Source organism: Hymenobacter jeollabukensis (assembly GCF_005771675.1).
GTDB classification, from domain to species: Bacteria; Bacteroidota; Bacteroidia; order Cytophagales; family Hymenobacteraceae; genus Solirubrum; species Solirubrum jeollabukense.
Genome location: NZ_VAJM01000003.1, coordinates 176,846 through 190,215, shown reverse-complemented (window position 1 = coordinate 190,215; position 13,370 = coordinate 176,846). Strand labels below are relative to the sequence as shown.

The 13,370-nt window shown below is 63.5% G+C and carries 14 protein-coding genes; 5 read left to right on the top strand and 9 right to left on the bottom strand.

The window, feature by feature from the left end; genetic code table 11:
- The gene (locus tag FDY95_RS08250) at positions 1 to 546 is read left to right on the top strand and encodes a DUF2254 family protein (RefSeq protein WP_171025592.1); all 546 of its coding nucleotides are present in this window, start codon (positions 1 to 3) and stop codon (positions 544 to 546) included.
- Between the two features lie 29 nt (positions 547 to 575).
- Here FDY95_RS08250 and FDY95_RS08245 read toward each other — a convergent pair whose 3' ends face one another.
- Positions 576 to 2,621, bottom strand: a complete 2,046-nt coding sequence (locus tag FDY95_RS08245; protein ID WP_246073984.1) for a HelD family protein — start codon at positions 2,619 to 2,621, stop codon at positions 576 to 578.
- Positions 2,622 to 2,942: 321 nt separating this feature from the next.
- Positions 2,943 to 3,215, bottom strand: a complete 273-nt coding sequence (locus FDY95_RS08240) for a hypothetical protein (protein ID WP_138076569.1) — start codon at positions 3,213 to 3,215, stop codon at positions 2,943 to 2,945.
- Positions 3,216 to 3,362: 147 nt separating this feature from the next.
- On the opposite strand from FDY95_RS08240, the gene FDY95_RS26260 reads away from it, so the two are divergent.
- Positions 3,363 to 3,539, top strand: coding sequence for a hypothetical protein (locus tag FDY95_RS26260; RefSeq protein WP_171025591.1), 177 nt, complete (start codon positions 3,363 to 3,365; stop codon positions 3,537 to 3,539).
- A gap of 86 nt (positions 3,540 to 3,625) precedes the next feature.
- On the opposite strand, the gene FDY95_RS08235 is transcribed toward FDY95_RS26260, so the two are convergent.
- The 5 genes from FDY95_RS08235 to FDY95_RS08215 form a co-directional block, all read right to left on the bottom strand.
- The gene (locus tag FDY95_RS08235; RefSeq protein WP_138076567.1) at positions 3,626 to 5,983 is read right to left on the bottom strand and encodes a T9SS type A sorting domain-containing protein; all 2,358 of its coding nucleotides are present in this window, start codon (positions 5,981 to 5,983) and stop codon (positions 3,626 to 3,628) included.
- 265 nt (positions 5,984 to 6,248) lie between these two features.
- On the bottom strand, positions 6,249 to 6,908 hold the full coding sequence (locus FDY95_RS08230; RefSeq protein WP_138076564.1) for a sterol desaturase family protein: 660 nt from the start codon (positions 6,906 to 6,908) through the stop codon (positions 6,249 to 6,251).
- A 73-nt stretch (positions 6,909 to 6,981) separates the two neighbouring features.
- The gene (locus tag FDY95_RS08225; RefSeq protein WP_171025590.1) at positions 6,982 to 7,482 is read right to left on the bottom strand and encodes a shikimate kinase; all 501 of its coding nucleotides are present in this window, start codon (positions 7,480 to 7,482) and stop codon (positions 6,982 to 6,984) included.
- Positions 7,483 to 7,641: 159 nt separating this feature from the next.
- Positions 7,642 to 8,703: an ABC transporter permease gene (locus tag FDY95_RS08220; protein ID WP_171025589.1), complete on the bottom strand. Its 1,062-nt coding sequence runs from the start codon at positions 8,701 to 8,703 to the stop codon at positions 7,642 to 7,644.
- Between the two features lie 93 nt (positions 8,704 to 8,796).
- Positions 8,797 to 9,966 (bottom strand): BT_3928 family protein, encoded by a 1,170-nt coding sequence (locus tag FDY95_RS08215; RefSeq protein ID WP_246073963.1) that lies wholly within the window; start codon positions 9,964 to 9,966, stop codon positions 8,797 to 8,799.
- A 142-nt stretch (positions 9,967 to 10,108) separates the two neighbouring features.
- On the opposite strand from FDY95_RS08215, the gene FDY95_RS08210 reads away from it, so the two are divergent.
- Positions 10,109 to 10,405, top strand: a complete 297-nt coding sequence (locus FDY95_RS08210) for a GIY-YIG nuclease family protein (protein WP_138076559.1) — start codon at positions 10,109 to 10,111, stop codon at positions 10,403 to 10,405.
- Between the two features lie 79 nt (positions 10,406 to 10,484).
- Here FDY95_RS08210 and FDY95_RS08205 read toward each other — a convergent pair whose 3' ends face one another.
- Positions 10,485 to 11,030: a DUF1599 domain-containing protein gene (locus FDY95_RS08205; RefSeq protein WP_138076557.1), complete on the bottom strand. Its 546-nt coding sequence runs from the start codon at positions 11,028 to 11,030 to the stop codon at positions 10,485 to 10,487.
- 154 nt (positions 11,031 to 11,184) lie between these two features.
- On the opposite strand from FDY95_RS08205, the gene folP reads away from it, so the two are divergent.
- Complete coding sequence (gene folP / locus FDY95_RS08200) at positions 11,185 to 12,066, top strand: dihydropteroate synthase (RefSeq protein WP_138076554.1); 882 nt, start codon at positions 11,185 to 11,187, stop codon at positions 12,064 to 12,066.
- A gap of 18 nt (positions 12,067 to 12,084) precedes the next feature.
- Positions 12,085 to 12,927 carry a diadenylate cyclase CdaA gene (gene cdaA / locus FDY95_RS08195; protein ID WP_138076552.1) on the top strand — a complete coding sequence of 281 codons (843 nt, stop codon included), beginning with the start codon at positions 12,085 to 12,087 and terminating at the stop codon, positions 12,925 to 12,927.
- A 113-nt stretch (positions 12,928 to 13,040) separates the two neighbouring features.
- Here cdaA and FDY95_RS08190 read toward each other — a convergent pair whose 3' ends face one another.
- On the bottom strand, positions 13,041 to 13,346 hold the full coding sequence (locus FDY95_RS08190; protein WP_138076549.1) for a hypothetical protein: 306 nt from the start codon (positions 13,344 to 13,346) through the stop codon (positions 13,041 to 13,043).
- Positions 13,347 to 13,370 lie beyond the last annotated feature (24 nt).

Here is a 13,370-nt window from a genome sequence, read left to right as displayed (position 1 = left end):
ATGTCTGGCCGGATCCGGCCGGGGCCGCCCCGCCCGACGAAGCTGCACTGGCCCGGCTGCGCCCCGGCGTGGGCCTGGCCCCGCACCGCAGCATTCGAGCAGGACGTCGCCTTCGGGCTGCAGCAGCTGGTCGACATTGCCCTGAAGGCCCTCTCGCCCGGCATCAACGACACCACCACCGCCATCATGGCCGTCGATCAGCTCGGGCAGCTGCTGCGGCGCCTGGCGGGCCGCTCGTTTCCCGCCCGCCTGCGCGCCGACGAAGCCGGGCAGCCGCGGGTATGGCTGCCCGCCCCCGACTTTGCCGCCTACCTGCGCCTGGCCTTCGACCAGGTACGCCTCAACGCCAAGGGCAACCACGCCCTGCTGCGCGCCCTGGCCCGCACCGGGCGGGCCGCCTCGGATTGCCGCGCCCCGGCGGCAACCTGGTGCACGCGCTCGGCTTTGAATGCAGGCGTTCTTGCTCGGGTCGGGCTGCCCGTCAAGTGGTTTTTGGGCTGGCATCGGCAGGAGGAGTTAATACGTCGCCTTGTCCGTTCCCGCTAGGCCACCTCAGCCGCTGCCTCAACCAATCACTAGACGGCCAGGAACGGAGTGATGTCGCCGGCATACGTCAGCGTGAGCTGGTGCATAGCCCGGGTGCAGGCAACGTAAAGCATACTCCTATCGACCTCCGTTTTGTAGGTGCGGGCGGAGGCAAACGGCACAACGACCGCGTCAAATTCCAGCCCCTTCGCCAAGTGAGCCGTAGTGATGACAGCGCCTTCTTTGAACGCCGTGGATTCGTCCGTGAGCAGGTGCACGCCCGGCGCCTGCAGCGCCTCATGCACCAGCACTGCCTGCTCCATGGTTTTGCAGATGATGCCCAGCGACTGATTTCCGGAGTGTTTGAAGGCCACCACCAATTGCTTGACAACCTCTATTTCCTCCGTCTGGCTGGCGCAGCGCCGGATGACGGGCTCCTGGCCGTGCCGCTCCAGCGGAATGATGTGCGGGTTCGGCGTGATGCGCTGCGCGAAGGACGTAATTTCGACGGTGGAGCGGTAGCTGCGGTACAGCTTCACGATGTCGGCCTGCGGAAACACCCGTTCGATGGTTTCGGCGGAGGAAGCGCTGTACGGGTTCACCGTCTGGCTCACGTCGCCCAAGATGGTCTTGCGGCAGTGGAACAGCCGCGACAGGACGGCGTACTGCACCGGCGTGTAATCCTGCATTTCGTCCACCAGCAAGTGCTTCACCTGGTCGTAGCCGGTAAGGCCCTCCAGGCGCAGGCGCAGGTAGATCAGGGCAAACACATCGGCGTATTCCAGGGGCCGCTGCGGGTCGAGCTTGAGCAGCTCGGGCCGGCCGATCCAGCGGTAAAAGTCGCGGTAGAACTCCAGCACGTTGGCGTAGCGGAACATGCGCGGAATGCCCTCCCCGATGGCAGCTTTTTCCCCGCCCGTGAGCTTCCGATCCGCCTTGTCGCGCACGTAGGCCCGCACGTCGTTGGCCACCTGTCCAAAGCGCTTGAGCAGCGGTACCCGGTGGTAGGCCTTGAACTTCTGCTGGATAAATACGCCGGGCACCACGGTGCGGCCCACCCGCAGGTCGGCCACGCTGAAGTAGTTATTTTCGACGTGCAGCAGGTACTGATTCAGCTGACTGAGGAACTCAAACGAGGACTTGAACCGAATCCGCTCGATGAACGCGGCGTCGTGGTCGGCCAGCAGCGCCGAGACCTGCTCGAAAAAGGTCTGGAACGTGTACTGACTGCCGAGCAGGTCGGCCGCCAGCTCCTCCATGCCCAGCTCGGGAATGTGCTCCTCGCCCAGCTCGGGCAAGACGTTCGAGATGTAGTCGGCGAAGACCTTGTTGGGCGAAATGATGAGGATATCCTTGGCCGCAATAGTGTCGCGGAAGCGGTAGAGCAGGAAGGCAATGCGGTGCAGGGCAATGGACGTTTTGCCCGAGCCGGCCACGCCCTGGATGACCATCACCGACGCGTCCTCGTTGCGGATGACCGCGTTCTGGTCGCGCTGAATGGTCGCGACGATGTTCTTCATCTTGTCGTCCGACGACTTGGCCAGCTCCCGTTGCAGCACGTCGTCGTGGATGTTCACGTCGCTGTCGAGCATGAACTCCAGGCGGCCGTCCCGGATTTTGTACTGCCGCTTCAGCTCGATGCGGCCGTGGATGGTACCCGAGGGAGTCTGGTAGGCGGCGTCGCCCAGCTCGAAGTCGTAGAACAGGGAGGAGACCGGGGCGCGCCAGTCGTAGATCAGGTTCTGGCGGTGCTGCTCGTCCAGAAACGAGTGCACGCCGATGTACACCGGCGCGGCGGCCTGGCCCGCGGCGGCAAAATCGACGCGGCCGAAGTAGGGCGACTGGGCCAGCTTGAGCAGGCGGCGCTTGCGGGCCACGGCCCCTTCGCCCGTATAGGCCATGCGGTTGATGGACTGCTCGGCGGCCACCATGTCGGCGTCGTCCATGCCGGACTGGTGCTCGTGGATGTACTGCTTTTTCTGCCGTAGCTCGTCCGAAAACTGCCTTACCGCGTCATCAACGCGCTTTACAGCCAACGCAAGCTTCTCCTTCACCTCTTCGAGGTATTCTCGTTCTTCTTGTTCCGTTGCGTTCATCACGGGCAGCTCTTGGGAAATGGACGTCAAAGGTGCTATCAAATTCCGGTCTGCCGAAGGGCGCCGCCGGATTTCTTGGGGGCCGCGCCGTCGGCAATCCGGCCCGGCGGGCCTCATCCCGGCCGGTAGTCCGTGCGGCTTCGGCGCGCCTACTCTTTCCGCAAACGCAGTTGCGCAGGCCGCACCGGCCCGCGCTGGGCGCAGCCCCCACAAACCGGCTCAGGCCGCCGGCAGACACAAAAAAAGCGGCTGCCGGGTGGGCAGCCGCTTTTTTACAAGCGTTGGGTTCGGCCGCTAAGCCTGAGCTTAGCCGGGCGCTGTTTAATTTAACCACACTTCGGCCACCACTTCGAAGCGGTGCGGACCGAAGGCGTTGTAGTATGGGGCGGAGCCCTCGAAACCCAGTACGTGAATCAGGGACATCCCTTCCAGCCGGCTCGGCACCAGCCGCACGGGGTACACGCGGCCCTCTTCGGGCCAGTCACCGGCGTGGTTGGCCGGGCGGTTGCCGGCATCCACGCAGTAGGCGTAGTGCAGCACGGGCTCGTGGCGCGTGGCTTCGGCGAGGCTCAGGTTGGCTACTTCGTTACTCATCTGGCCAAGATACACGAAAGTCGGATCGATAGTTCACCGCCCGCCGGACGCCCGGGCGTCAACCTTTTGCCCGGCCCGGCAGTATGCGCCTTTAGCTGGCTACCCAAACGCGGCGGCCCGGTTTTGCACCTTCTTCCCTCTACACCCATGAAACGTTCCCTCCCCTGGCTGCCGCTTCTGCTGGCGGTGCTGCTGCTTCCCCTGACCGGCTGTGAGGTTATCGGCGACATTTTCAAGGCCGGCGCTTACACGGGCATTATCGGCGTTATCGTCGTGATAGTACTGCTGCTGTGGCTGTTCAGCCGCTTTTTCCGCCGCAGCTAGGCCCCGACTCTCCCCGCCCCAACGCACGGCGCCCGGCTCATACCATTGAGCCGGGCGCCGTTTATTTATCGTCTTACCGGGCCGCGCTACTGCTTCACCACGCGGGCCGTGTGCTGGCCGGCGGCGGTGCTCACGCGCACGGAGTACACGCCCGCGGGCAGGCGGCGCAGGTCGAGCTGCGGGCGCTGGGTGCCCACCACCACGCGCCGGCGCAGCACCTCCGTGCCGAGCACCGATTGCACCGTCACCTGCAGCGACGTGCCGGCCGCGGCATCGGTCCAGAGCTCAAACAGGCCGGTGCCGGGGTTGGGCGTGATGGTCAACGCGGCCTGGTCGCCGGCCGCTGGGGCCACGGCCACCACGCTCGACAGCGTTTCGGTGCCGTCGTTATCGATTTGGCGCAGGCGGTAGTAGGTCAGCTCGCGGGCCGGGCGGGCATCCACGAAGCGGTAGTCGCGGCGCTGGGTGCTGGTGCCAGCCCCGGCCACCGTGCCCACCGTCTCAAACGTCTTGCCATCGAGGCTACGCTCCACCACGAAGCGGGCGTTGTTCTGCTCGGTAGCGGTGGCCCAGGTGCAGGTCACCGCGCTGCCCGTGCGCTTGGCATCGAAGCTCAGCAGCTCCACCGGCAGCACGCCGTTGCCGCTCGACGATACCCCGAACGGCGAGAAGCTGTTGATGCCGCCGCGCTTCACGCCGTGGGCGCCGGTGCGGGGCTGCGTAGCGCCCGGGCGGTTGGTCACCCGGTCCCACTGCCCCCCGGTGAAGTGGTCGACGAAGGCCTGGGCGGGCACGAAGTCCGCCGTGGCATCGGCCGTATTCCACTCCATGGCCAGCTGCACGTCCACGTTCGGGATGGTAGGCGTCTCCTTGCCGACCAGCCAAGTTTTCTTTACCACTTCGCCCTGCACGGGCGGGCCCACCGGCTCTTCGTTGGCATTGTAGCGGTGGTACACGTTGTCGATAACGCGCACCTCAAAGATGTCCTGGCTCTGGGCCGTGTTCTGCTGAATGCTCACGGGCGAGTACGACGTGGCCGCGGTACCCACCGGGAACAGCACCGCCGTGCTCGTGCCATTGCTCAGGCCCGCCACCGGCAGGCGCAGCTTGCCCGCGCCGTTGGTCACCACAAACGAGGTCGGTGAGGTGCCCACGATGGCGCCCAGGGTCGACAGCGTGAGGTTGTAGGCGCCCAGGGCCAGGTCGGCCCCGCCGCGGAAGCTGAGCGTATCGGTCACCGTCACGTCGCCGCCGAGGTTTTTGCTGCCGGTGCCGATGACGCGCAGGCGGCTGTACTGCTTGGCCTGCACGGTGTGGTCGGTGGTGCCGCTGTATTCTACGGTGCTGCCCACGTTGAGGGTGCCCAGGCGCAGGGTGCTGGAGTTGGTTTTCTCGATGCGCAGCGTGGAGCCGGTCGTCACGTCCACCGTGCCGTTGATGTCAGCACCGGCGGCTACCAGCAGCTTGGCCGGCGCACTGGTCTGGCCCACTACGATTTTGGAGTTGGTGCCGCTCACCGTCCAGCTGCCGCCGAGGCGGTCGGCCGTAACGTCGGCGCCGCGCACGTAGAAAATCTGGTTGGCCGTCGTGAAGTTGGCGGGCGCGGTGCCCGTGCCGTCGGCGTTCGGGCCCCAGGTACCCGGGGCGTTGTAGTTGCCCGTGGCCTTGCTGTAGAAGATGGTCGACTCGGGCGTTACCGTCACGTCGTCGATGCCCAGGCCGTTGCCGTTGGTGGCGTTGTTGAGCGAGTATTTCCAGCGCAGCATGATTTCCGCGCCGTTGGCCAGGTTGACGTTCGGAATGGTGTACGACAGCGTCACCCGGTTGCTGGCCACGTTGCCGTTCTGGTTGGTAATCGGCTTGGTGGTCGAGGGCGCAAACACGGTCAGCTGCGGCACGGCCGTCCAGGTGCCCGCCGCATCATAGACCGAGGCCGACGTGGTAGCGGTGCGGTAATGCACCTCGAAGTTGGCCTGGTCGATGGTGCCGGAGTTGTACCACTGCTCCAGTGTGTAGGTCACCGCCAGGTTCTTGATGACGGCACCGGTGCTGTTCTTGTAGCGCAGGCCCGCGTAGCCCGTGCCCGACTGCCCGGTGGCCAGGCCGCCAATGGCGCGGTCGGTAGAGCCGGCGCTGCCGAGGCTGTAAAACTGCGCCGTCGTCACCGAGCCGTCGTTGGCCCCCAGCCGGTCGGGGCTGTAGTCGTAGAAGCCGCTGGGCAGCGGAAACGTGGGCGAGTTCTGGAAGTACACGTTCGAGCCCAGGTACAGGCCCGTCAGGGTCACGTTGTTGGTGAAAGTCGGCGGCGTGGCGGCCGTGCTCGTGGTGAGGGTGTTAAAGGTTTGCGTGTTGGGGTTGAAGTTGCTCAGGACAATCTGCCCGCGAACGGTCAGCGCCTGCAGCAGCAAGCCGGCTCCCAGAGCCAAACGGTAGAGGTGGTGCATGCTCAGTCGAAGCTGATGAGTGGGTACGGGCAATCCTTGCACACTGGACAAAGATTACCATTTACAAATTTAAAAATACCCACCCCATATACCACTCACGTTCCCAAAATAGGAATTATAATATAATTATTCCCACTAAAGGACTGGATTAGGATTTCAAAGAATTAGCCGTTTTCTATATATACTATACAAAGAAACGGCGCCGGCTGCATCTGCCCTGGACAGACACGGCCGGCGCCGCTGCAACCCTAACGTTGGTCGGAATCTAGGACTTGGCTTCCTGCCGCTTATCCTCGGGCATAGTACCGATGATATGGTCCCAGATGGTAGTCGACACGCCAAAAGCCACCTCGTCCTGCCGGTAGTGGTGCTGGGCGTGGTGGTGCCACCAGAATTTCAGGAAGTTCTTGGGTGGGTTGTACACGTGAATGGCGTAGTGCACAAACAGGTACGTAGCGTAGCCGAACACGAAACCGGCCAGAATGCCGAAGCCCGCATTGCCGAAGGTGAAGCGGAAGATGAAGAACAGCAGCGAGGCCACAAACACCGTCAGGATGGGCGGCATGGCCAGGCGGGTCTTGTCCTTGGGATACTCGTGGTGCACGCCGTGCATGGTGTACTGAAACTTGGCCTTGCCGGGCGTATTCGTTTTCATGTGGTACAGAAAACGGTGCATCAGGTACTCCACCAGCGTAAAGGCAAACCAGCCCACCAGAAACAGCCCGAAAGCCGACAGACCGGTCAGCAGCCCGCGGCTCAGGCCGTAGTACAGGCTGACGGCGGCAACGCAGAAGAAGATAGACAGGGGCGCGGCGATGTGCGTGTGCGTCATACGCTCCAGCACAGGGTTGTCAAACAATTGCGCCGAACCTTTGTGCTTGGGCTTGTGGAGTTGGCCCGACGCAGGAGCAGCCTTTTGTTCCATGTAGATTGAGAAAGGTGTGGTTCAGGGGCAAAAGTAGCCACCGCCGCGCAAACGCGCCCGCGCCCCGAAAGGTTTAGCCGGTGGCAAGGTAGCGCCGCACCAGGGCGTACACGGCTTCAACCGTGCACGTAAGGCCGGCGCAGCGCAGCGCGGCCTGCCCGTAAAACTCCTTTCGGGCCGCCAATGTTTCCGCCAGCCGCTGAGCCAGGGCCGCCGCGTCGGGCAGGGCGGCCAGCAGGGGGCGGCTGGCGGCGGCGTGCTGCAAGCGGGCCACCAGCTCGGCCACGGGCACATCGAGCCAGAGCGCGAGGCCGGCTTGGGTGAGCAGGGCCATGTTGTGGTGAAAGCAGGGCGTGCCGCCGCCGGTGGCCAGCACCAGCCGCGGGTGCGCTGCCAGCACTTCCCGCAGCGTATCGGCCTCCACCTGCCGGAAATACGCCTCGCCCTCGGCGGCGAAAATATCGGCCACGCTGCGCTGCTCCCGCCGCACGATTTCCTCGTCTAGGTCGCGGAACGGCAGCTCGAAGCGCACGGCCAGCCCGCGGCCCAAGGTGGTTTTGCCCGCCGCCGGCATCCCGACGAGGTGAATTCTGAATGTTGAATTATGAATTATGAATTGGTCGGCGGGCTGGCTTGTCGGCTGCGCGCCGGCTACCGGCTCTGGCTTGGCTGCTGCGCGTTCTGCACCATCGGGGCTCAATTCAGAATTCATAATTCCTAATTCAGAATTCCACTAAGAAAGCTTCACCCGCGGGTCAAGCACAGCGTAGAGCACGTCGACGGCAATGTTGATGACCACGAAGAGGAAGGCCACGAACAGGGTGGCGCCCATCACCACCGGGAAGTCCAGGTTTTCGACGGCCCGCAGCGTGACGGTGCCCAGGCCCTTCCAGTTGAAGATGTACTCGATGAAGAAGGCCCCCGCCATCAGCGAGGCCAGCCAGCCCGATACGGCCGTCACCACCGGGTTCAGGGCGTTTTGCAGGGCGTGGTGCCACACGGTGCGCGGCTTCGAAAGGCCCTTGGCCCGCGCCGTGCGCACGAAGTCCTGCGACAACACGTCGAGCATGGAGCTGCGGGTGAGCTGCACGATGACGGCCAGGGGCCGCACGCCCAGGGCCAGCGCGGGCAGCAGCAGGTTACGCCACACCACGTGCGACTCGGCCGTGAACGGGTCCGTCTCGAACAGCTGCCCGGTCAGGCTCAGGCCCGTCCAGTGGCTCCAGTAAAAGCCGAACGTCATGGCAATGAGGATGGCGGCCACGAATGAGGGCACCGAAATGCCCAGCACCGATACCGTCAGCAGCGTGCGGTCGACCCAGGTGTGGGCCCGCAGCGCCGCCACGATGCCGAAGCCAATGCCGAGCACCGCCGCCAGCAGCATGGCCGCCAGCGCCAGCCACAGCGTGCCGTCGAAGTGGTCGAGCAGAATGTCGAGCACGTCTTTATTCGACTGAAATGAGCGGCGCAGATAGGGTTTCTTGAGCACCACGGCCCGCTCGTCGCCCAGCGGCAACAAGGTCACGCCCCCGTAGCGGGCCACCCCGGCCGAGTCGCGCGGGTGCACGCCCACCGGCGACACGTCGTTGAGGTAGCCGGCCAGCTGCACGGGCACGGGCTGATCGAGGCCCAGGTCGGCGGCAATGGCGGCGCGGGTGGCCACGTCGCTGCGCTGGCCCGCCAGCAGGGCCACCGGGTCGCCGGGCAACACCTGAAACAGCAGGAACACCGTCAGGGCCACGCCGGCCAGAATCAGGATGCCGTGCAGCAGGCGGCGCAGGATGAAAAAGAGCATGAGTCAGTTGTCAGTTGCGAGTTATCAGTTGTCAGTTCGTTCCAAACAATGCGTTGAGCACTGACAACTCGCAACTGACAACTGGCAACTACTCTACAGCGCTTCCTCCAGCTTGGCGCGGCTGGGAATGTCGTGGTAGTGGTACTTGCCCTTCACCACGCCGTCCTGCAGCAGCAGGAAGCCGGGGTTGGAACGAATCATCGATTTGAGCACAGTCGCGTCGGCGAAGTAGTACTTGCCGGGCAGGTTCACCTCGTGGCGGAACACGTCGAACTCGGTGGGCGAGCTGCTGGTGATAATCATCGGGGTGATGTGCTTCTTCGAGGAGTCGGCACCGGCGATGAGCAGGTTGATGGCCGGGAACCGGTCCCGGTCGGCCTTGGCGGTGTTCTGAATGATGACCAGCAGCTTGTTGCCGGTCAGCACTTCCTTGGTCAGCTCTTCCTGCTCGCCGCCCCACACCCGAAAATCGGTGATTTTCGGGCCATCCTCGGGGTTTAAGGCCACCATCTGCTTGAACTTCCAGAGCGTATCCGTGGGGTAATCGGTGAATTCCTGGGTGGTGCCGTTCTTCTCCATGATGTACTTGTAGCGCAGCGGCGCCGAGGGCTGCATCAGTTTGCCGATGTCGTTGCCCACCTTGTAGGGCAGGAAATCGAAGTAGGGCAAATGGCCCAGGGCGTACACCCCGATGCCCACGGCCACGGCCAGCGCGAAGGTCACGTACATGGTGCCCAGCGTGCCCTTGGCGAAGACGCGGCGCAGGTAGCGCTGATTGAAGAACACTACCGCCCAGAGCAGCAGCAGGAACATGTCCTTGAAGAACGAAGTCCAGGGCTTGAGCTTGATAAAGTCGCCGAAGCAGCCGCAGTCGGTGACCTTGTTGAAGGCGGCCGAGTAAAACGTGAGGAAGGCGAAGAACACCAGCAGCACGAACAGGCTCCAGAGCGTGGTGCGCAGGTTCCAGCGCAGCAGCAGGGCCACACCCAGCACCACTTCCAGCGAGCTAAGCGTGATGCTCAGCGTGCGGGCCATGCCGTGAAACACCATGAAGAACGAGCCGAAACTCTGCGAGAATACCTCGAAGTATTCCTCCAGCTTGTAGGCCGTGCCGATGGGGTCGTTCAGCTTGATCAGCCCCGAGAAGATAAACAACCCGCCGAGCAACAGCCAGCAGATTCGAACGAGCGTGCGCATGACGTGGGACGGCTGATTGCCGGCCGTCATGGCCGAGGTAGCAGCAGCGGAAGCGGAAGTGGACATAGTACAAAGTAAGCGGCTGGCAAACGGCCGGGCAACGCGGAAGGTTTAAGGGCAGGAAGAAATACCGGACGACACCACTAGAACGTCATGTCGAGCTTGTCGAGACATCTCGCGTGCTGACATCCGATAGTATCTTACCTGCATGAGCTACTTCGTCTATATCCTCAGCAACCCGGCCCGGACAGTGCTTTACATCGGCGTGACCAATGATTTAGAACGCCGGTTGCACGAGCATGGTCAAGGCTTGGGAGATGCCGGCAAGTTTACCGGACGCTACCAGTGCAATTTGTTGGTGTATTTCGAAATCAGCCCGGATGCCGTGCAGGCCATTGCCCGTGAGAAGCAGCTCAAGAACTGGAGCCGAACCAAGAAGGAATGGCTGGTCGGCACGCTGAATCCGCGCTGGGAGCCAATTGATCCGCGCACCTGGCAAGGATAAGGATGCTATCTAGTGTCAGCACGCGAGATGTCTCGACAAGCTCGACATGACGTTCTGATTGCCTCGCCCCTACCCTTACTTACTCCACCGCCCCGCGCAGAATCAGCGCAAACACGGCGTAGTTGAGCATGTCGCGGTAGTTGGCTTCCACACCTTCCGAGGCCAGGGTGCGGCCGTGCAAATCTTCGATCTGCTTGGTGCGGTGCAGCTTCATCAGGATGATGTCGGTGATGCTCGACACGCGCATGTGGCGCCAGGCCTCGCCGTAGTCGTGGTTTTTGGCGAAGAGCAGGCGGCGGTTTTCCCCGATTTCCTCGTCGTAAGTGGCCGCCACGGCGTCGGCGTCGAGGTCCAGGGGCGCGTCGGCGGGCAGGTGCAGCTGCATCAGGGCAATGACGCAGTAGTTCACGATGGCCACGAACTCGTCGTCGATGGGGTCCTGCACCAGCTGCGTGCCCTTCTCCTGAATGGAGCGGATGCGCTGGGCCTTGATGTAAATTTGGTCGGTGATGCTGGGCAGGCGCAGGATGCGCCACGCCGTGCCGTAGTCGTGGGTTTTGGCCAGAAACAGCGTCCGGCACTGCCCAATGACCTCGTCGTACTGCCGCGGAGTTTGGTCGTTCAACGTGAAAATGCTATTTTTAAAACAGAGCGGAGGTAGTAGGGCTTTGGTCTTAGAACGTTCTTTGCGCAGTTGACGGCTTTGCTTTCCGGCAATGCCTCAGCGGGCCTCGCCTACGTCCGAACCGTTACCCGCCAAGCTCCTAAGCCTGAAATCCATGACTGGTCTGTCCGCGCAAGATACGCTATTTCGAGGCCGGCAGACGCTGCGCTGCCCCGGCGGCTCCGTGCTCGACCTGAGCCGCCCCCAGGTCATGGGCATTCTGAACGTGACGCCCGATTCGTTCTTCGCCGGCTCGCGGCTGGAAGCCGAATCCGACGTGCTGCGCCACGCCGAGCAGATGCTCGAAGCCGGCGCGGCCATCCTCGACCTCGGCGGCTACTCCTCGCGCCCCGGCGCCGCGGACATCAGCCCCGAGGAGGAGCTGCGCCGGGTGCTGCCCGCCTGCGAAGCCATCCGCCGCCGCTTCCCCGAGGTGTTTCTCTCCGTCGACACCTTCCGGGCGCAGGTGGCCGAACAGGCCGTGCAGGCCGGGGCCAACATGATCAACGACATCGGCGGGGGCCTGCTCGACGCGGACATGTTTCCCACCGTGGCGCGGCTGCGGGTGCCCTACGTGCTCATGCACATGCGCGGCACCCCCCAGACCATGACCCAGCACACCCAGTACGACGAAGACCTGGTGCTATCGGTCACGCGCTACTTCCGCGACCGGCTCACGGCCCTGCGCGCCCTCTGGCCCGCCGCCGACGTGGTGCTCGACCCCGGCATCGGCTTTGCCAAGACCCCGCAGCAGGGCTACGAGCTGCTGCGGCGGCTGCCCGAGCTGCGCACCGTCTTGGATTTGCCACTTTTGGTAGGACTTTCCCGTAAAACCCTCGTTTGGAAACCCCTGGGCCTCACGCCCGACGCCGCCCTGCCCGGCACCATCGCCCTGAATACCCTGGCCGTGCTCGGCGGGGCCCGCCTCGTGCGCGTGCACGACGTGGCCGAAGCCGTGCAGACCGTCCGCCTGCTCGAAAACACGCTTAGTACCTGATTTCAACCCCCAACGCCCATGTTTAACCCCGTCGCCATCGGCTTCCTGCGCATCGGCTGGATCGACGTCGTCGACGTGGTGCTGGTGACCATTCTGTTCTACCAGATCTACAAGCTGCTCACCGGCTCGGTGGCCCTGCGCATTTTCCTGGGCTTTCTGTCGATTTACCTCGTCTACCTGGTGGTGAAAGCCGCCGGCATGGAGCTGCTGACCATGATCCTGGGGCAGTTTATGTCGGTGGGCGTGCTGGCGGGCATCATTTTGTTTCAGCAGGAAATCCGCCGCTTCCTGCTCAACATCGGCAAGGTGACGGCCCTGGAGCGGATGCGCATGTTCTCGTGGCGCCGCGAAACGCCCATGCAGCGCATGTCCGTCACGCCCTTCGTGGAAGCGGCCAAGAGCCTGGCGGGCAAGAACACCGGCGCCCTCATTGCCTTTCAGCAGGCTTCGGATTTGAAGTTCTACGCCGAATCGGGCGACCTGCTCGACGCGGCCGTGAGCAAGCGCCTGCTCATGAGCATCTTCAACAAGACCTCCCCCCTGCACGACGGGGCCGTCATCATAGCGCAGGGCCGCATTCGGGCCGCGCGCTGCATTCTGCCGGTCAGCGAAAACCCCGACGTGCCCGCCTCCATGGGCCTGCGCCACCGCGCCGCCATCGGCCTGACCGAGGTGACGGACGCGGTGGTGCTGGTGGTGAGCGAGGAAACCGGCCAAATGTCCTTGGTGCGCGGCGGGGAAGTATTCCGCAACCTTTCCTCCTCCGATTTGCGCACCAAGCTCAACGAGTTCCTCTTCGACGCGCAGCCCCGACCGGCGTCCCCGGCGTCGGTGGGCTCGGCGGCGGAGGTGGCGGCTTGAGCCGAACCACAGCTTCCTACATCCTGACAGCCGTTTTTGGTCATTCCGAAATCCGGAACGGGGGCCGACAACCGTTTTTGCCCGTCCCGGAAAACGGAACGCGTCACGATGCTTTAGTGGGGAGCGGCTTTGGCTGGTTTGGCTGCTTTTGTGGTAGAAGCGGGAGCCGGAACCTGAAATCGGGTACCCGTGCCCGTGGCATTCTGGAAGCTGCCACTCACCGCCGCCTTATCGGCATTGCGGTCGGCTTCGGCCTGCGACACGCTCGACATTCCCTGCACGGCCACACCGGAGCCGTTTTGCTTTTGCGTCTGGTAGATAATCGAGGGGGTCGATGAAGTTGCGGGCTTATTTGCTTGAGCAAATGCGCTGACAGCTACGGCCGTCAGCACGAAGGTTAAGGAGACCAGTCTTTTCATGGCAGTTAGCTAATGGTGAGAGGT

Coding starts and splice junctions, on each gene's coding strand:
- cdaA (WP_138076552.1), top strand. CDS start 12,085: ATGTTTAACCCCGTCGCCATCGGCTTCCTGCGCATCGGCTGGATCGAC.
- FDY95_RS08215 (WP_246073963.1), bottom strand. CDS start 9,966: ATGTCCACTTCCGCTTCCGCTGCTGCTACCTCGGCCATGACGGCCGGC.
- FDY95_RS08220 (WP_171025589.1), bottom strand. CDS start 8,703: ATGCTCTTTTTCATCCTGCGCCGCCTGCTGCACGGCATCCTGATTCTG.
- FDY95_RS08210 (WP_138076559.1), top strand. CDS start 10,109: ATGAGCTACTTCGTCTATATCCTCAGCAACCCGGCCCGGACAGTGCTT.
- FDY95_RS08245 (WP_246073984.1), bottom strand. CDS start 2,621: ATGAACGCAACGGAACAAGAAGAACGAGAATACCTCGAAGAGGTGAAG.
- FDY95_RS08250 (WP_171025592.1), top strand. CDS start 1: ATGTCTGGCCGGATCCGGCCGGGGCCGCCCCGCCCGACGAAGCTGCAC.
- folP (WP_138076554.1), top strand. CDS start 11,185: ATGACTGGTCTGTCCGCGCAAGATACGCTATTTCGAGGCCGGCAGACG.
- FDY95_RS08190 (WP_138076549.1), bottom strand. CDS start 13,346: ATGAAAAGACTGGTCTCCTTAACCTTCGTGCTGACGGCCGTAGCTGTC.
- FDY95_RS26260 (WP_171025591.1), top strand. CDS start 3,363: ATGAAACGTTCCCTCCCCTGGCTGCCGCTTCTGCTGGCGGTGCTGCTG.
- FDY95_RS08230 (WP_138076564.1), bottom strand. CDS start 6,908: ATGGAACAAAAGGCTGCTCCTGCGTCGGGCCAACTCCACAAGCCCAAG.
- FDY95_RS08225 (WP_171025590.1), bottom strand. CDS start 7,482: ATGCCGGCGGCGGGCAAAACCACCTTGGGCCGCGGGCTGGCCGTGCGC.
- FDY95_RS08240 (WP_138076569.1), bottom strand. CDS start 3,215: ATGAGTAACGAAGTAGCCAACCTGAGCCTCGCCGAAGCCACGCGCCAC.
- FDY95_RS08235 (WP_138076567.1), bottom strand. CDS start 5,983: ATGCACCACCTCTACCGTTTGGCTCTGGGAGCCGGCTTGCTGCTGCAG.